This is a genomic window from Oceanobacillus sp. FSL K6-2867 (genome assembly GCF_037963145.1).
Taxonomy (GTDB): Bacteria; Bacillota; Bacilli; order Bacillales; family Amphibacillaceae; genus Oceanobacillus.
This window is the reverse complement of record NZ_CP150144.1, coordinates 2318199-2335416: the sequence shown is the minus strand read 5'-3', so window position 1 is coordinate 2335416 and position 17218 is coordinate 2318199. Positions and strand designations below refer to the sequence as shown.

At 40.7% G+C, this 17218-nt stretch carries 16 protein-coding genes; 6 read left to right on the top strand and 10 right to left on the bottom strand.

All coding sequences use genetic code 11. The annotated features are described in order from the left end of the window. Positions 1–65: 65 nt before the first annotated feature. The 4 genes from NSQ77_RS11485 to NSQ77_RS11470 are packed head-to-tail and all read right to left on the bottom strand — an operon-like array spanning position 66 to position 3494. Positions 66–1094 (bottom strand): ABC transporter substrate-binding protein, encoded by a 1029-nt coding sequence (locus tag NSQ77_RS11485; RefSeq protein WP_339226122.1) that lies wholly within the window; start codon positions 1092–1094, stop codon positions 66–68. Then, the gene (surE, locus tag NSQ77_RS11480; protein WP_339226121.1) at positions 1091–1882 is read right to left on the bottom strand and encodes a 5'/3'-nucleotidase SurE; all 792 of its coding nucleotides are present in this window, start codon (positions 1880–1882) and stop codon (positions 1091–1093) included. The genes NSQ77_RS11485 and surE overlap by 4 nt, the downstream gene beginning before the upstream one ends. After that, on the bottom strand, positions 1879–2670 hold the full coding sequence (locus NSQ77_RS11475) for a sugar phosphate isomerase/epimerase family protein (protein ID WP_339226120.1): 792 nt from the start codon (positions 2668–2670) through the stop codon (positions 1879–1881). The genes surE and NSQ77_RS11475 overlap by 4 nt, the downstream gene beginning before the upstream one ends. Next, the gene (locus NSQ77_RS11470; RefSeq protein WP_339226119.1) at positions 2667–3494 is read right to left on the bottom strand and encodes a PHP domain-containing protein; all 828 of its coding nucleotides are present in this window, start codon (positions 3492–3494) and stop codon (positions 2667–2669) included. Before NSQ77_RS11470 ends, NSQ77_RS11475 begins: the two co-directional genes overlap by 4 nt. Positions 3495–3972: 478 nt before the next feature. Here NSQ77_RS11470 and NSQ77_RS11465 point away from each other — a divergent pair, with 478 nt between their 5' ends. The 3 genes from NSQ77_RS11465 to NSQ77_RS11455 are packed head-to-tail and all read left to right on the top strand — an operon-like array spanning position 3973 to position 6603. After that, a complete protein-coding gene (locus tag NSQ77_RS11465; RefSeq protein WP_339226117.1) occupies positions 3973–5025 on the top strand; it encodes an ABC transporter substrate-binding protein in 1053 nt (350 codons plus the stop codon). 9 nt (positions 5026–5034) lie between these two features. Beyond that, positions 5035–5802 (top strand): ABC transporter ATP-binding protein, encoded by a 768-nt coding sequence (locus tag NSQ77_RS11460; RefSeq protein ID WP_339226116.1) that lies wholly within the window; start codon positions 5035–5037, stop codon positions 5800–5802. A gap of 6 nt (positions 5803–5808) precedes the next feature. Beyond that, the gene (locus tag NSQ77_RS11455; protein WP_339226115.1) at positions 5809–6603 is read left to right on the top strand and encodes an ABC transporter permease; all 795 of its coding nucleotides are present in this window, start codon (positions 5809–5811) and stop codon (positions 6601–6603) included. 57 nt (positions 6604–6660) lie between these two features. Here NSQ77_RS11455 and NSQ77_RS11450 read toward each other — a convergent pair whose 3' ends face one another. The 3 genes from NSQ77_RS11450 to NSQ77_RS11440 form a co-directional block, all read right to left on the bottom strand. Further along, positions 6661–6936 carry an acylphosphatase gene (locus tag NSQ77_RS11450; RefSeq protein ID WP_339226114.1) on the bottom strand — a complete coding sequence of 92 codons (276 nt, stop codon included), beginning with the start codon at positions 6934–6936 and terminating at the stop codon, positions 6661–6663. Between the two features lie 116 nt (positions 6937–7052). Then, complete coding sequence (locus NSQ77_RS11445; RefSeq protein WP_339226113.1) at positions 7053–8015, bottom strand: hypothetical protein; 963 nt, start codon at positions 8013–8015, stop codon at positions 7053–7055. Positions 8016–8108: 93 nt separating this feature from the next. Then, positions 8109–8678 carry a TetR-like C-terminal domain-containing protein gene (locus tag NSQ77_RS11440; RefSeq protein ID WP_339226112.1) on the bottom strand — a complete coding sequence of 190 codons (570 nt, stop codon included), beginning with the start codon at positions 8676–8678 and terminating at the stop codon, positions 8109–8111. 147 nt (positions 8679–8825) lie between these two features. Between NSQ77_RS11440 and NSQ77_RS11435 the strand changes: the two genes are divergently transcribed. The 3 genes from NSQ77_RS11435 (at position 8826) to NSQ77_RS11425 (ending at position 14067) form a co-directional block, all read left to right on the top strand. Then, positions 8826–10904 (top strand): MMPL family transporter, encoded by a 2079-nt coding sequence (locus tag NSQ77_RS11435; RefSeq protein WP_339226110.1) that lies wholly within the window; start codon positions 8826–8828, stop codon positions 10902–10904. Next, the gene (locus tag NSQ77_RS11430) at positions 10891–12717 is read left to right on the top strand and encodes a YhgE/Pip domain-containing protein (RefSeq protein WP_339226109.1); all 1827 of its coding nucleotides are present in this window, start codon (positions 10891–10893) and stop codon (positions 12715–12717) included. Before NSQ77_RS11435 ends, NSQ77_RS11430 begins: the two co-directional genes overlap by 14 nt. A gap of 363 nt (positions 12718–13080) precedes the next feature. Beyond that, positions 13081–14067: a diaminopimelate dehydrogenase gene (locus NSQ77_RS11425; RefSeq protein ID WP_339226107.1), complete on the top strand. Its 987-nt coding sequence runs from the start codon at positions 13081–13083 to the stop codon at positions 14065–14067. Positions 14068–14256: 189 nt separating this feature from the next. Here NSQ77_RS11425 and NSQ77_RS11420 read toward each other — a convergent pair whose 3' ends face one another. The 3 genes from NSQ77_RS11420 to NSQ77_RS11410 are packed head-to-tail and all read right to left on the bottom strand — an operon-like array spanning position 14257 to position 17210. Next, complete coding sequence (locus NSQ77_RS11420; protein WP_339226106.1) at positions 14257–15213, bottom strand: carbohydrate kinase; 957 nt, start codon at positions 15211–15213, stop codon at positions 14257–14259. 23 nt (positions 15214–15236) lie between these two features. Then, the gene (locus NSQ77_RS11415) at positions 15237–15731 is read right to left on the bottom strand and encodes a PTS glucose transporter subunit IIA (protein WP_339226105.1); all 495 of its coding nucleotides are present in this window, start codon (positions 15729–15731) and stop codon (positions 15237–15239) included. 15 nt (positions 15732–15746) lie between these two features. Continuing rightward, positions 15747–17210 (bottom strand): sucrose-6-phosphate hydrolase, encoded by a 1464-nt coding sequence (locus NSQ77_RS11410; RefSeq protein ID WP_339226104.1) that lies wholly within the window; start codon positions 17208–17210, stop codon positions 15747–15749. Between the last annotated feature and the right edge of the window lie 8 nt (positions 17211–17218).

Sequence of the window (17218 nt, the reverse complement as noted above, 5' to 3'; positions counted from 1 at the left end):
CCTGACTGAATCCATTCTTTTTTTGACTGTTCACTGTAATCACCCTATAGCCCTTGCGTTAGATTCTAGTTTGAAAATAATTCGTCAAATTGCCCTTTATCAGCCTCACGATTCTGATATAGTTCATCTGTTGGTGCGCTAAGTGTTTTAATTTCATCCAAGGATTTTAAGCCATCCGGTGCTTCTACTCCCTCGCGGATTGGTGTATATCCAATCTCAGCCTGCAATGCTTGTCCTTCCGCAGAAAGTACAAAGTCAACAAACGCTTTTGCTATTTCTGCTTCTTCTGTATCTGCCGTAATTCCAATTGGCTCCGTGATTACAGGTACACCTTCTTTAGGGTAAATCAACTCTACTGGTGAACCATCACTTGCAGCACGAGCTACTAAATAATCCACAATCATGCCGTAATTCTTTTGACCGGATGCTACGTTTTCAATAACAGCGCCATTTCCTTCTGTAATCATTGGATTATTTGCTTTTATTCCTTCATAAAAATCCCAGCCAAAGCCGTCACTACGGGTAAAAATTCCAAGATTGTACGCTGCAGCTCCTGAGTACAATGGGCTTGGCACCACAACTTGGTCACTTCCCTCATCTGAAACAAGTGCATCCCATGATGTTGGTGCTTCTGTCACTTCGTCCGTATTGATGACAATACCAGTTGCCATCACCTTTGTTCCTGTATACGTTCCGTCAGCATCCACGAACTCTTCTGGAATTGCTTCTGCTTCAGGAGAATTATATTCCATTAGCATATCTGCTTCCTTTAATCCTTCAAACGTTACCGAATCTGCAAGCAGAAGAACGTCCGCCACAACAGATCCTGCTTGGCTTTCCGCATTCAATTTACTGATAACCTCTTCTGTACCTGAGCGGAAAATATTGACATCGACATCTGGGTATTTTTCATTAAACGCATCTACTAGCTGCTCGGCATCAACATCTGGTTGTGATGTGTAAAACTCCAGCTCACCACTTAACTCACTTTCACCTTCTCCACCGGAAGCACCTGCTTCCTCATCAGAACTGTTACCACAAGCTGTCAAAACACTTAAAAGTGCAGCAAACAATAAGATTAATAGCTTTTTCATAATTGGCTCTCCTCCTGAACATAATTAAAGTTGGTAAACCAGCGACTAATTTGATCTATTTTTCGTTTCTGTGTATGCTTGAGGTCAATGGGAGAGATAGTTATATACCCTTCCTTCAGCAACTGATAATCCGTTCCCTCATTCACCTTCAAATTTTGATAGTTGTCCTTTAACCAGTAAAAATCCTGACCTTGAGGATCGTTCAAGGCTGTATAATGATAACGCGATATGGTTAGATCCATTGGGACAACGGCAACTCCTTTGCAAAGCTCCTTCGACGTATACGGCAAATTAACGTTTAGCATGACATTTTTTACGATTTTATTTTGCAGAATCACCTCCACAACGCGATATAGCATCTGTTTTACAATTCCAAACTTAATGTTTTCCTTTTTAAATGTATCTAAGGAAACCGCAACAGATGGGACTTGGTATAGCATCGCCTCTTGTGCTGCAGCAATCGTTCCCGAGTAATACATATCCCTTCCAACATTGGGACCAAGGTTAATTCCCGTAAAGACGATATCAGGCTTTTCTTTTAACAGCACTTCCATCGCAAGCTTCACACAATCCGCCGGTGAACCATTAACCGCATACGCCTCGGCAGTTGGTGCAAAATCAATTTTCTTTAATTTCAATGGTTGTCCTAATGTAATTTTATGACTATAGGCACTTTTCTCCGTATCTGGGCAAACAATGATTACCTCCCCAAAGTGGGAAAGCACATCAGCTAATGCCTCAACTCCCGGTTCAAAAATACCATCATCATTCGTAATCAAAATCTTCAAATGCTTTTCTTCCTTTCCTTCCATTCTTTATGTAAATAGTTCAGATGCTTTTTTAAAAAGAATAAGGAGCGGCCTGTATCCATTCCTTCGAGTACGATAGGCAGGTCTTTCTCGGCTAGGTATGGTAAAGTCTCCTCTAGATTAATTTCACCTTCTCCAAGCGGAACATGGTATTGATCCCTTTTGGAGTCACTTACATGAATACTGTTTACACGCTGCAGCTCTTCTAAATAAACCTGGTTGCTTTCTTCAAGTGGCGTATGCGCGATATCGAAGGTAACCTGTAACCCCGGTCCAACCTGCTCTAAAAAATGATTCATTGCCTTTGGCTCTGTTAAAATCTCCTTCGCGATAGGCTCCATCATTTCCTGTGATAACACGACTTCTCTTACTGCCGCATATTCTAAAAGCCGCTTTGTGTTGGTGATCAGTGCGCGCATATGCTCCTCAACTAGGTAGTTTTTAACCGTTAACCTTCCAGGATGAAAGGTCATATGCAATGCACCTAGTGCCGCTGCCAAATCAATCGATTTCTTTAATTCAACAATGGACTGTTCCTGAATTCCTTTATTAATCGAACAAATATTTAAATCCCAGCTCGAGGCATGCAACGTTAATTCGATATTCTCCATTTCAGCATGAGTTCGAATTTCAGCAGGGTTTGCTTGATGGTAATAAATATGCTCTGCCCACAGTTCTACTCCATATAAGCCATATTCCTTTGCGATCGTAATAACTTCATTCGGGTGATAGTCCCAGCATAATGATGAAGCGATAAATAGTTTCATAGTTTTGCACCTACCTTTTCCAGCCAATGCTTTTGGGAATGCTCATCTAGCTGCACACTACCAATCGCATACGCATTTCGCGTATGCTTCCCATGACTATCAGACCCACCAGAAATCTGCAGCTGATTTTTAAGTGCAAATTCCTTCCAATAGGAAACATCTGCCTCACGATGCTTGGAATGATAGACCTCAACTCCATCAATGCCGTACGATAAAACCTTTTCTTCATCTATTGGGAATCGATAGGCGCCTGGATGCGCAAGGTAAGCTTCCCCACCACAGGCTTGAATTAGTTCGATTGCATCTTTTGCAGAAAACGCCCCACGCTCAATGAATGCCGGCTTCCCTTTTACCAATAAACCGTGATAGGCCTCATGAGTCGTAGTAAAATAATTCTTCTCACAAAGTGCACTGGCAATATGGGTGCGTACAATAATATCTTTCGGCGCATATCTTTTTGCGTCTTGAAAAGTAATGTTATAGCCTAATTCATTCAAACGAGCAACAATTTTCTTTGCCCAGCTTCTCCGCTCTGCTTTACGCCAGCTGATATGCTGTAGCATTCTCGGATGCGCTGGATCAAAAAAATACCCGAGAATATGTAATTCACCTGCTTCTCCATCCGTGTTCAGCTCAATTCCAGGAATTAATTCAATATTTGCTGCCTCTGCTAGTGGCAGGGCTTCCTTATATGCTCCGATTTCATCATGGTCGGTAATCGAAAGTACTTGAATGTTTGCCTCTTTCGCTAGATGCACAATCTCTTCTGGTGATTGGACACCATCTGAAAATGTCGAGTGAACATGCAATTCCGTTTTACGCATCAAATCCTCCTCTTTTGAACCTAGCTTCATTATAAGGAATGAATATTAAGGTTAATTAAAGTCAAAATGAAGAAATGGTGTGAGTTATGTAAATTCACTTTACAATGGGTTCTTTTGGCAAGATTTTACTACTTATATCTAAGTAAGTTGTATCAAGGGATGCAACAATAGACAGAATAATTAAATCAATTAATTGTAAATTATGTGTTAAGATTTTACATTTTCTTAAAGCCAGCAGGAGAATTCGAAGCTAACGAGTTAGCATTTTATTAGAAACAGAACAGCCACACTTTTCACCAAATAACCCAATAAACCAGCAAAATATCTATTTTTTCAACAATTATATGGAATCCTTGTTTTATTTGTGCTATCCTTATAAAAATCTTATTAAATGAGCACAGTGTTTAAGCCATAAGCGCTTGTGCTTTTTAAATTTTCTTTTTTTTACAACATTTCTAAACTATAGGGGGATAGCAAGATGAGAAAAAGAACTGTTTTTGCACTTATTTCAACACTATTTTTAGCATGTGTGCTTGCAGCTTGTGGACAAGAGTCATCAAATGGTTCCACAGACTCAGCAGATTCGGATACGGAGCAAGCTTCCGTTGAAATCGGAATGCTGAAATTAACAAGCTCCGCACCATTATTTATTGCACTTGAAAAAGGCTTCTTTGAGGAAGAGGGCATTGATGCACAGGTCAGCTGGTTTGAGGCGGCACAGCCAATTGCAGTAGCAACAGCCGGCGGCGACGTTGATGTCGGCGCAACCGGGATTACAGCAAGTCTTTATAATATGGTAGCTGGTGGAGAAGAACTGGTTATTGTCGCGGACAAAGGAAGAGAGCAGGAAGGCTATTCCTCGACGGCATTATTAGTACATAGTGACTCGGATATCGAATCTGTTGAAGATTTAAAGGATAAGAAAATCGGGATTACACAAACTGGATCAACCTTTCATTATATGGCTGGCAGATTACTGGAAGAACACGGTCTAACATCAGCTGATGTAGAAATGGTGCCTGTTAACAGTGTTCCAGGTCTAATGGAAACATTGCAAAGCAAGCAAGTGGATGCTGTTTTACTAAATGAACCAAATATTACGATGGTATTAGATGAAGGATACGGCAAAGTTATTACCCAAGTTGGAGATGTGATCGACTATCAAACGTCCGGAATATTCTTCTCTAAAGCTTTTGCCGGTGATACAGACAAAGCGACCAAATTCCTTAAAGCATATGCAAAAGCAACGCAGTACTATTATGATGCTGTACTGACAAAGGAAAATGGCGAGATTGTACCTGGAGAAAATTATGATGAAGTAATCCAAATTATTGCAGAATACACAGACCAGGAACCGGCCATTATCGAACGAGGTCTGCCATACATGGACCCTTATGGTCAGCTGCTTGCAGAGGATATTCAAACCCAAATCGATTGGTATGTAAAGGAAGAGCTTATCGGAGCACCGGTTGATGCGGACAAAATTGTGAATCCAAACCTACTCGACCAAGCATTGAAGGAATTGGAGTAGTGAACAGCTATGAGCATCGTCATCGAGAATGTAGGAAAAACGTTTATTGATACTAAAAAGAATGAAGTAACAGCACTAAAAGATATTAATTTTACCATTCAAGAAGAAGAATTTGTTGTCCTGGTAGGACCTAGTGGATGTGGGAAATCAACGCTGCTGAACATTGTAGGCGGCTTATTGTCACCAACGAGCGGCAGTGTTTATTTTGAAGGAGTTAAAGAAAATCCGAATCTAGGAATTGTCTTTCAGGAAATTGCCCTTTTCCCATGGCGAACCGTTTTTGAAAATGTTGTCTATGGCCTGCAAGAAAGAGGCGCCACTAAAAAGGAACAGCAGGAAATCGGCAATCACTATATTGATATGGTTGGATTAACAGATTTTAAGGATGCATATCCGAAACAATTGTCAGGTGGTATGAAACAGCGGGCTGGCATCGCAAGAGCGCTGGCGGTCGAACCGGATTTATTATTAATGGACGAACCGTTTTCTGCATTGGACGCCCAGACCAGAACCCTTATGCAGGAGGAACTGCTAACAATCTGGAATCGAACGAGGTTAAGCACGCTTTATGTAACACACAACATTGAAGAAGCGGTTTATTTAGCAGATCGTGTCATCGTATTATCAAGACATCCTGGTCAAATTAAACAGATTATTAATATCGACCTGCCGAAAACAGGCAGGAACGATGAAAAGCACCGTGAACAATCAAGCAAGTATGCAGATGAAATTTGGCAGCTCATTCGGCATGATGCTGCAGAAGCATTAAAGGAGTAAACACAAATGGAAAAACAAAAACAAGTCATAACGAATCGTGTTGCCTTTCTTGAAAAAAAGGTTCCATTCTACACTTCCTTTCTAGGCATAGCGGGGATTCTAATCTTATGGGAAATTGTATCGCGAATCGGGATTGTTTCCCCTTTATTTCTGCCTGCACCGTCTAACATCATTATTACAGGATGGGAAATGCTTGTAAGCGGGGAAATATACGGCAACTTGACTGCCAGCCTTTATCGAATTGTCCTTGGCTACGTGATCGGTGCTGCATTCGGAGTTTTAATCGGTTTAATTCTCGGTTTTTTTAAAGTCGCAGATGCAATCGGAACACCAATTGTTTATTCGGTTTACCCAATTCCGAAAATCGCTTTGCTGCCTTTATTTATTCTTTGGTTGGGGATTGGTGAACTATCCAAAGTAACGATTATTGCATTGGGAGTTTTCTTTCCGGTCGTTATCAATACATTTTCCGGAGTAAAAAGTGTGGATCCTATGCTCGTAAAAGCTGCGGTCACCTTTGGATCAAATCGAATCAATGTGATTCGCAAAGTAATTTTACCAGGAGCACTTCCAATGATATTTGCCGGGCTGAAGCTCGCCGCAGGAACATCCCTCTTATTGCTCGTATCGGCAGAAATGATTGCTGCTCAGGAAGGTATTGGTTCCATGGTGCTGCATTATGGGAATCTAATGATTACCTCGAAGCTCATGGTTGGGGTGCTTATCCTATCTCTCCTTGGCTTAATCTTTAACAGAGCTTTAAGGTGGCTGGAGAATAAACTGATTCCGTGGAAAGAATAAATGACTGAAAAAGGATTAGCTGATGTTTGTAAAACAAATCGCTAATCCTTTTCTATTCTAATATTTAATTTGAAATGACTTAAACTTCGGATTTCCTTCTAAGGCTGTTACATCCATCTCATGAACATTAGCGAAGCGCGATGGTCCTTTTTTAATCAGCTCTAAAAATCGAGACATGTCTTCCTCATTGCCTATAGCTTCTATATACACACTGCCATCGTCTTCGTTTTTCACCCAACCCGTAATGTTGCACTCGAGTGCTGTGTGCTGCGTAAAATAACGAAATCCGACACCTTGTACCCGACCATGTACGTTGACACTTACGTATTTCATTCGCATCACCTCTTGTCCAATGGTATCATAATGAATCCATCCATTGAACCCTTGTTTTTATTCAACAGAAGCGAATCCTTTTATTTTCTTATGGCTTTTGACATCAGATCCACTTGTCAAAGCATGGATTGCTTCTTATGTCCAAGCCAATAGCTTCCCGTTTTCTTTTTTCTTCTCCATAACACTGCAGCGAAAATCAACAATGCAGTCATTACAATCGTAAGCCCGTACATAAAAAGTTCCGTTCCCATATAAAAGAAAATATCTCCTGCGTTAAAACCATTCAGATGAATGCGGTACGGATCGCCTACTGGATGACTGACCGTAATAAACAAATCATTATTGTAATAAACGCTCGGCGGTACTTCTTTTGTCATATGAATCATGTTGCCGTCTTGGTCTTCATAGACTAGCGCCAGGAAGTATTGACTGCTCACATATCGACCCGCATTCAAGTCAAAATCCCTATCAGTAATCAAAGCTGTTATTTCCTGCTGCTTTCCACCATGAGCTTGAATTGTACTGAAAAAGCTCTTTCCCATAGAAATATAGGAAAATAAAAGTCCGATGCAAATACCTCCGATGAATATGCTAGATATCAACCGACTGAGCCACTTATCATGTCTTTCCGTCCACCTTTCAACCACCGGAATATGGATAAGCTGATAAATGACAAAAAAGAATGGATAGATAAGAAAGACTCCCATCAGAATAAGATGTTCATACAATTCAGAACGTACATCCTTGTCGCTGAAAGCTGTACCTAACATCCTACCCTTAATCGTTTTTCCGACTTCCAACTGCTCGAATTCATCTCTTGAGACTTGCGCATATGTCCTTGCTGAATTTTTATAGATAACGTTCGTCTCCATCTCGTCCTCAAACAAGCCATAATAGGTCATTCTTCCAAATAGATCACGCTCCACTGTTTTCCCTTGGACTATTTGCTTCGACTGCTCATCCTTTTGCTGCTGAACTAATGTGTAAAGTTCTTTGGATTCGCCAACAACCCCATTCACAAACGCAATGAACACAACTATTCCAATTAAATAGAGGGAGATACGCTTCATTACTTCCATAATCCATTCCCCTTCCCCCTAACAACAACGTATTCGGTACTTTTTCATAAGGGAACCTATTTCATCTATGTATAAATCCTACTGCCATTCTGCTTACGTATAGTGCAACATCCCGTGATTACTGATTTCCGTAATAATTTTTGTCATTTCTTCCGCAGATTCCTGCATACCACTACTTAACCATTTTTCAATGATATGGATACTGCCGCTAATAACAAACAACGTAATATAGGTCAAATGATTTTCCTCGATTCGCTTACTTCCCTGTTCCAGATTTGTCCGTATATGAACCTGCGCCGATTCCATAACCCGGTGCTGGAATCCTTTGCTGCCATGGTCTCCAAAGAGAATACGAAAATGCTCGCTTCGGCTCACGACATAATCCAGTAAATATTTTGTCATTGCCAGCATTTCCTTCTCTTTTTTATAGTCATATTGAAGCAATGTTTGATTCAACTCTTGAATAATTTCATCCTCGATTTTATTCAATAAATCATACTGATCCGTATAATGACTGTAAAATGTGGAACGGTTGATATCTGCAAGCGCGCATAATTCTTTTATCGTTATGGATGAAATTGGTTTATCGTTTAATAGCTCCAATAAGCTTTCCTTTAAAACCATTCGTGTATATTTTTTTCGGCGGTCTAATTTTTCTTCCATTGTAAAACCCTTTCATTAACCGTTTTCCAACAATAATCCAATAAATGTTGCGCAACCAACACGATTTACGCAACTGTTTGTTGTGTAACTAACATGATGTATATATAATAATAAGATAAAAGCATGAAATCATCAAGATATGGGGAAATGACATTGACAAATATAATCATACGTTTCAAAAAGACCGTCGTTATTCTTTTTCTAACATTAACGGTACTGTCAGCAATTGCTTTCTTCTTTGTAGATGTAAATTATAATATGCAAGATTATTTACCTGAGAAGGCGGAATCGACAGTTGCCTTAAATATGATGGAACAAGAATTCTCCAGCGGTGTTCCGAACACACGAGTCATGATTGAGGATGTCACCATTCAAGGGGCAATAACCTATAAGCATGAGTTAGAAGCAATTGATGGTGTTACAGAGGTTCAATGGCTGGATGATGTAGTAGATCTGAGAACTCCTATTGAGTTTGCGGATAAAGCAACCGTTGAAAATTATTATCAGGATGAAAAGGCACTTTATTCAGTAACAATAGAAAGCGGAAAAGAGGTCGAAGCGACCAATCAAATTTACGCTCTGATCGGAGAAGAAAACGCCATTACTGGTGAAGCAGTAAATACAGCTACACAGCAAGAGATGACCGGTCAGGAAACGATGTATGCTGCCGCATTACTAGTCCCGATTATTATTATCATCTTAGTATTATCAACGAATTCATGGGTAGAACCGGTATTATTCTTAACCGCAATTGGGGTTTCTGTTCTTATTAATCTTGGAACAAATATCTTTATTGGCGAGGTTTCATTTATTACGCAATCCGTAGCGCCAATTCTCCAGCTGGCCGTCTCGCTGGATTATGCGATCTTCCTGCTTCATAGTTTCCAAGACTATCGAAGTAAGGAATACAAGCCAGGCGAAGCTATGAAACTGGCGATAAAAGAATCACTCCCAGTAATAAGCTCCAGTGCATTAACCACTTTCTTTGGTTTTAGAGCACTAATGTTTATGGATTTTGAGATTGGTTCAGATTTGGGATTAAACCTAGTTAAAGGGATTGTATTAAGCTTTATTAGTGTTATTGTATTTTTACCTGCATTGACATTAGTATGCTACAGCTGGATTGACAAAACAAAACACAAAACATTTATCCCACCAGTTTTTAAAGGTGTTGGTGAGAAGCTATTGAAGTTAAAAATACCTGCGATTGCTATTGTCCTTCTCTTAACAGTGCCGAGCTTTTTGGCTCAAAATAGCACCTCCTTTACATATGGTATGGGCGAGCAACCAGAGGACACCCGTTTGGGCATGGATATTAAGCAAATTGAGGAAACCTTTGGGGAGACGACATCAATTGTACTATTGGTACCAAATAATGATGTGGGAAAAGAGCTGGAAATGATCCAGGAAATTGAAAATATGAATCATGTATCATCTGTTATTGGATATGCCAATATGGTTGGCAGTACGATTCCACAGGATTTTTTGGAAAGAAATGTTACGGAACAATTCTTATCTGAAAACTATAGTCGGATCATTATTAATACCGATGCTGGAACAGAAGGAGACATTCCTTTCCAGCTCGTAGACCATGTTCGTGAAATATCCACCTCCTATTATGGAGATGAGGCACTCACGCTTGGGGAAAGTGTTGCTTTATTTGATATGAAAGAAACGATAACAAAGGATAATAGATTGGTGAATATCCTTACCGTAGCAACGATTGGGCTAGTATTGCTATTTACCTTTCGATCACTCTCAATCCCAGTCATTCTGCTGCTTACAATTCAATCAGCAGTTTGGATTAACTTAGCGTTTCCTTACTTTACAGATACATCCTTAGTCTTTGTCGGCTATTTAATTGTTAGTACCGTTCAGCTGGCCGCAACCGTCGACTATGCTATTCTGCTAACCGAAACGTACAAACATCACCGGCAGAGGATGCCTAAATTACCCGCGATTAAAAAGACACTTGATGAAAAGCTATTTTCGATTGCAGTATCGGCATCCATTCTTTCAAGTGTTGGATTTATCCTATGGCTGACATCATCGAATCCAATTGTCGGTTCGATTGGATTGCTGCTGGGAAGAGGCGCGCTGCTTGCGTTTATACTTGTTATCACCTTCCTTCCAGCCATGCTTATCGTTTTAGATAGAATCATTGAGAAAACTTCGATTGGGATGAAATTTTATAAGAAGAAGGAGGAAGCCCATGAAGACAATTAAATGGTTATGGCTAACTTTAGCAATCTTTTTCCTTCCCGTGCTGACGACATATGCCTCCCCGAATACATTAGAGGATACAGCAGAAAAAGAGCAGGGAAATGGAGAAATCGCCAGCAGGAATGAAGTGATTTACGCGAATTTGCAAGCTGGCGGTAATCTTAAAGGGATTTACGTGGTTAATTCCTTTGAATTAACCAAGCCGGGCATCATCGAAGACTACGGTAATTATACAGAAATTAAAAACTTAACCGATACATCTGCGATCGAACAGAATAAAAACAATGTCCGAATCAACGCAGAGACAGATAATTTCTTTTATCAAGGCAACCTTGGAGAAGCAAAGGAATTACCTTGGCAATTTACAATTGACTATTACATCGATGGCAAAGAGGTTAATCCAGATGATATCCCTGGCATGACAGGAGATGTCGAAATAACCATCGATGTGCAGCAAAATAAAGATGCTGCTGCAGCCTTCTTTGAAAATTATATGCTGCAAATTTCGGTTCCTTTAAATACCGATTATTTTCAGGACATCAAGGCAGAGGATGCAACAATTGCAAATGCTGGAAAGTACAAGCAAATTACCTTTACAGTAATGCCAGATGAAGAAAAGAAATTCTCTATTGAAGCAACAACCGATCAATTTGAAATCGACGGTATTGAAATAGCTGCCTTGCCGCCTTCCATTGGTGTAGAAGGACCTGATACCGATGAACTGACAGAGGAATTTCAGTCATTGACAGATGCGATTGGTGATATTGATAATGGTGTCGGGGAATTACGTGACGGAATAGACGGGCTGGCTTCCGGACTTCATCAGCTGGAAGATGGCTCTGCACAATATAAAAATGGTATGGATGAATTGAACGGGTCCAGCAGCCAATTGATAGATGCCTCTTCACAAATAAATAATGCACTTGCATCCGTTCAAAAAGAAGTTGAAAAGGCGAGTGGCATAACAACTATAGAAGAGCTAGAAGATTTGGATTTTGCAGTTTCTGAGATGATATCCAGCTTGGAAGAGCTTGCCGATGGAATGGATCAATTTGGTTCAAACTATGAAAAGGCAAATCAAGCATTGCAGGATGCGGTGAAGCAAATTCCAGAATCAAGTATTACGGAAGCGGATATTGCAGCTTTATACGAAAGTGATGCAGATCAGGAGGTAATCGAAGAATTAGTAGCTACTTATCAAGCTGCCCAAACGGTTAAGGGCGCTTATAAAGCCGCATCAGAAGCATTCGATTCAGTTGGATCAAACCTAAATACCTTTAGTGATTCTACTCGAGAAGCAGCAAATTATTTACGATCACTTACAGACGGCCTTGAAGAGTCCATCAGCGAAATCGATGTGGATGAAGGCATCAATCAATTAATCGGCGGCATGGAAGAAATGGCATCTAACTACAATCAATTTCATGAAGGACTGGTTGCCTACACAAATGGTGTTAATGAACTGGCAACTTCCTACCAAGGTATCCATGATGGAATTGGAGAATCTGCCAAAGGTGCTGACCAGCTAACAGATGGTGCTGATGAACTGCGCAGCGGCACAGCACAGCTGCATGATGCAACTTCCAGCATTCCAGAGGAAATGCAGGAAGAAATTGATGCTATGCTTTCTCAATACGATAAATCAGATTTCGAGCCTGCTTCCTTTGTATCGGAAAAAAATGATAAGCTTACCGATTCAGTACAGTTTGTTATTCGTACTGATAGTTTGAAAAAAGAACAAGAAACAGAAACAGCAGATGAAGTACCTGAGGAAAAAGAAGGATTTTTTGAAAAGCTGAAAAATCTATTTCGATAACCGCTTTAAAGTGACGTTCAAAAAGGAGGATAAAAAGGACCGAGAAGTTCGAGGCGGCATAGCTTTGAGTACAGGGCTTCCACAGGATGTGGTGACTTCTGTATTGTCCACAGGACGTGTCGGTAGTTAGTCGAAGATTCCCTGTTCTTTATGTGCCATTTTTACCGGACTTTTTGAACAACCTCTTAAAAAGAAATATCCCCTTTAGCAGATTCATAGGAAAGAGAATCGCTAAAGGGGATATCTTTATATAGAACCCTCCAATACCCTCTTATGAAAAACACGTGAGAGTTGTGTCGAAGAATCAAAAAAGGTAGTATAAAGGAAATAGAAAAAACATCTAAAGTTATTGGAGTGGAACAGATGGATAATAAAATTAAAATCGGCATTGTAGGTTATGGAAACCTGGGAAGAGGCGCAGAAGCTTCCATTATGCAGCAGCCTGATATGGAGCTTGTTGCTGTATTTACGAGAAGAGATCCTCAAAGCGTGCAAATCTTAAACAGCAATGTAAAAGTATTGCATATTGATGAAGCACCGAATTATACAGATGACATCGATGTTATGCTAATCTGTGGTGGCTCTGCAACTGACCTGCCTGAGCAGGTTCCGCATTTTGCTAAGCTTTTCAATACGGTGGACAGCTATGACACCCATGCAAAAATACCTGAATTCTTCGCATCCGTAGACAAGCCTGCCAAGGAAAGCGGGAAAATAAGTATTATTTCTGTAGGCTGGGACCCAGGCATGTTCTCCATTAATCGCGTGCTTTCTGAAGCACTATTACCGCAAGGAGAAACATATACATTCTGGGGCAAAGGTTTAAGCCAAGGTCATTCCGATGCAGTCCGTCGGGTGGATGGCGTAAAAAATGGCGTTCAATATACAATCCCTTCTGAGGCGGTAATTGAGCAAGTGAGAAACGGTGAAAACCCAGCGGTAGCTAAGAATGACCGCCATGTCCGTGAATGCTATATTGTTGCCGAGGAAGGCGCGGACAAGCAAAAAATTGAAGAAGAAATCAAAACAATGCCAAATTACTTTGAACCATACGATACAACTGTTCATTTTATCTCTGAAGAAGAATTGAAACGCGATCACTCTGCAATGCCGCATGGTGGATTTGTCATTCGCAGTGGTGAAACCGGAGAAGGCAGTAAGCAGATTGTGGAGTACAGCTTAAAATTAGAAAGTAATCCGGAATTTACAGCAAGTGTGTTAACTGCTTATGCACGTGCTGCATACCGCTTAAATAAAGAGGGACAAAGCGGTGCAAAAACCGTTTATGATGTTGCACCAGGCTATATCTCACCAAAAACGGCTGAAGAATTACGCAGAGATTATTTATAAAACATTATCCCTTTTTCGAGAATCTTCCTCTTTACCGAGTGGAAGATTCTTTTATTTTTGTATATAGGTGCCTAATTCCTTAACCTTTACCAATTGAAACTGCTCTTTGCAATCGAGCATCGTCAACAAGTCCCCCGCTACACTTGTAACAGAGGACTTGTTGATACATCCATTCAATTGCACCAGCATTTACTTCATAAACGCTTCGATTTCCTCTAAATCAGGCAACGCACTAATTGCGCCCTGACTCGTAGTAACTAAAGCTGCTGCGGCATTTGCAAACCGGCCCATTTCAGCCAATTCCTTAAGGGTAAGGTCAGGAAGTTCCTTTTTCATTGCTGCAAAATGGTATAAAAATGCACCGATAAAGGAATCTCCTGCCCCGGTTGTATCAATGGCTTTCACATTGAATCCTTCCACCGATATTTCATCCATCCCCCTATAAAAGCTCACACCATCCTTACCCCGAGTAATAATCACTAAGGAAGCATCCCCAGCTAAAAGCGAACGAATCGCTTTCGCCTCATCTGCCTGTCCCGTGATAAAAGCCAGTTCATCCTCACTCACTTTTAAAATGTCTGCATAGGGAATAAATTCCTGAATTGTTTGTTGGTAGGCATCCAGGTCATCCCATAGGCTCTTCCGGACATTTGGATCGAAACAGACCGTCCCGCCAGCTTCCTTGATGTTGCATATTGCTTCCACATGTGCATACTTCACATCTGCCTCTATTAAATCAACGGAGCAAAAATGCAAAATATCATCTGAAGAGAATGCTATTTTCCCTACATCCTTTTTATTTAACAGCATATCTGCACTTGGTTTTCGGTAAAAGACAAAATCTCTTTCCCCGTCTTCTTTCAGCGCGACAAAAGCAAGTGCCGTATTAGCTTTTGCTGTATGAAGCATGTGTGTAACATCCACATCATTTTCAGATAACGTATTCTTTAAAAAGTAGCCGAAATGGTCTTCCCCGACTTGGCCAATGAAGCTGCTGCGGCCACCAAGTTTTGCAACTGCGGCTGCAACATTGGCAGGAGCTCCTCCTGGCATTTTTTTAAAACTAACAACATCTTGAATAGGAGCGCCAATTTCATGCGGGATAAAGTCGATCAATGCTTCTCCAATCGTGTAGACTTTTTTCATGTTCTCCAACATCCATTTCTTATTTATTTCGAAACAAATAAAATCTCATCTTGCCCTGCAGTTACTTGCTGTATCGTTTTTTCCTCAACCTCACGCATCTCCTCTGTATTCGTGATGATAATCGGAGTTATTGAGCTTTTAGCTTTCTCACGGACGATCTCCATGTCAAAGTGGATCAGTTTATCCCCTTGCTTCACCTGTTCTCCTTCTCCAACAAATGAAGTAAACCCCTCTCCATTAAGGCTAACCGTCTCAAGCCCAATATGAATTAGAATCTCCGCTCCATTTTCAGCACGAATTCCAACCGCATGCTTCGTCGGAAACACTTGAATAATCTCTCCATTTACAGGTGAAACAACGTCTCCGTTTTTCGGCTTGATCGCAACTCCGTCACCCATCATTTTTTCGGAAAATACAGGGTCCGGCACTTCCTCCAATGCAACAACTTCACCGCTAACCGGCGCAATCAAAGTAATATCGGTTACTTCTTCTTTTTTCTTAAACAATTTCCCAAACATAATAAAACCTCCAGCTTAATATTCCGTAACTCTTTTTATATTCCACTTCCTTACATCCATTTTAACATGGCCACCCTTAGCAATAAAACGGATTTCGCCGGTGTCTGGATTATCAAACACCCTTGAGGTAAACACTTCTTCTCCATTATTGACAAAGATTTCGATGGAAGAGGAATCTTTAAACATCCGGATATATTGGAGACTCTCTAACTCGCAGTGTCTGCTTTCCACACCAATGCCAGAAAATTCCCCGCGCTGGAATGTACAAACTTGTGCAACCGCATCATAATGGAAGCTGTTCTTCTCACCTATCATAATAGAGAAATTCGGCGCCTCCAATTTGCTGATCGCTATTTCTAACTCAAACACCTGGCCATTTACTCGTGGAAGTGCCATACCCTTATTCGTAACAATAACATCAGCATGCCGAATCTCATCCTGACGTAATATTTGAAGCTCTGCTACTGGGTGCTGAACCAGTTTTCCGTTCTTCCACTCAAGCTCTCTTGGCAATGTTAAGGCATGAATCCATTCCTTTTTAATTGTAGGCTGAACCGAATCATTTTCCTGAGCATTTCCCATCCAGCCTACTAAAATCCGACGCCCTGATGCATCTGTTGTCGTTTGCGGGGCATAAAAATCAAAGCCTCTATCCAGTTCTTCAAAAGCACCATGATGAAAAGAAACTTTTTCATAATCAACATTCCCAGCGAAATAGCCGGATTGGAAAATATTATTGAACGCAAACCCTTGGGCTTCTAATCCTTGGGGACATACAATCAAAATATCCTTCCCATCAAGCTTAAACAGGTCCGGGCATTCCCACATATAACCGAAGTCTGACAACCCATGATGGCCACTTCCTGCCAATGTACCTTGGAATCTCCAGTTTTCGAGGTCTAAGGACGTATAAACCACTACTTCTCCTGTCTCATCTTCTGTCTGTGCACCAAGCACCATGTACCACTGACCATCTTTTTCAAATACCTTTGGATCACGGAAGTGCGGCGTATATCCAGATGGAACATGAATGACAGGCCCCTTTTTTTCAAAATGAATGCCATCCTCAGAAATTGCCAGACATTGATAAGTTTCGCGATTACCTCGTTCATTTTTTACGTTCCCTGTATAAAAAACATATAACTTCTCTTGAAAAACAATTGCACTTCCGGAATAACAACCGTTCTTGTCATAATTCTGATCCGGTGCTAAAGCTATTCCAGCATCCTGCCAGTGAACTAAATCATCGGAAATAACATGTCCCCAGAACTTCGAACCATGCTCCGTCTGAAACGGATTCCACTGGTAAAACATATGGTACTGACCCTTATAAAAGACAAAACCATTCGGGTCATTTAATAACCCGACCGGCGGCATAATATGGTAATGCAGCCGGTACGAATCACGAGCAACGATCGCTTTTAAATCATGTATTCTATTATATGCACGCTGTTTAAGTTCATTTGATGACTGTCTCATATTTCTCT

Coding starts and splice junctions, on each gene's coding strand:
- NSQ77_RS11485 (WP_339226122.1), bottom strand. CDS start 1,094: ATGAAAAAGCTATTAATCTTATTGTTTGCTGCACTTTTAAGTGTTTTG.
- NSQ77_RS11475 (WP_339226120.1), bottom strand. CDS start 2,670: ATGAAACTATTTATCGCTTCATCATTATGCTGGGACTATCACCCGAAT.
- NSQ77_RS11470 (WP_339226119.1), bottom strand. CDS start 3,494: ATGCGTAAAACGGAATTGCATGTTCACTCGACATTTTCAGATGGTGTC.
- NSQ77_RS11465 (WP_339226117.1), top strand. CDS start 3,973: ATGAGAAAAAGAACTGTTTTTGCACTTATTTCAACACTATTTTTAGCA.
- NSQ77_RS11460 (WP_339226116.1), top strand. CDS start 5,035: ATGAGCATCGTCATCGAGAATGTAGGAAAAACGTTTATTGATACTAAA.
- NSQ77_RS11455 (WP_339226115.1), top strand. CDS start 5,809: ATGGAAAAACAAAAACAAGTCATAACGAATCGTGTTGCCTTTCTTGAA.
- NSQ77_RS11450 (WP_339226114.1), bottom strand. CDS start 6,936: ATGAAATACGTAAGTGTCAACGTACATGGTCGGGTACAAGGTGTCGGA.
- NSQ77_RS11445 (WP_339226113.1), bottom strand. CDS start 8,015: ATGGAAGTAATGAAGCGTATCTCCCTCTATTTAATTGGAATAGTTGTG.
- NSQ77_RS11440 (WP_339226112.1), bottom strand. CDS start 8,678: ATGGAAGAAAAATTAGACCGCCGAAAAAAATATACACGAATGGTTTTA.
- NSQ77_RS11435 (WP_339226110.1), top strand. CDS start 8,826: ATGACATTGACAAATATAATCATACGTTTCAAAAAGACCGTCGTTATT.
- NSQ77_RS11430 (WP_339226109.1), top strand. CDS start 10,891: ATGAAGACAATTAAATGGTTATGGCTAACTTTAGCAATCTTTTTCCTT.
- NSQ77_RS11425 (WP_339226107.1), top strand. CDS start 13,081: ATGGATAATAAAATTAAAATCGGCATTGTAGGTTATGGAAACCTGGGA.
- NSQ77_RS11420 (WP_339226106.1), bottom strand. CDS start 15,213: ATGAAAAAAGTCTACACGATTGGAGAAGCATTGATCGACTTTATCCCG.
- NSQ77_RS11415 (WP_339226105.1), bottom strand. CDS start 15,731: ATGTTTGGGAAATTGTTTAAGAAAAAAGAAGAAGTAACCGATATTACT.
- NSQ77_RS11410 (WP_339226104.1), bottom strand. CDS start 17,210: ATGAGACAGTCATCAAATGAACTTAAACAGCGTGCATATAATAGAATA.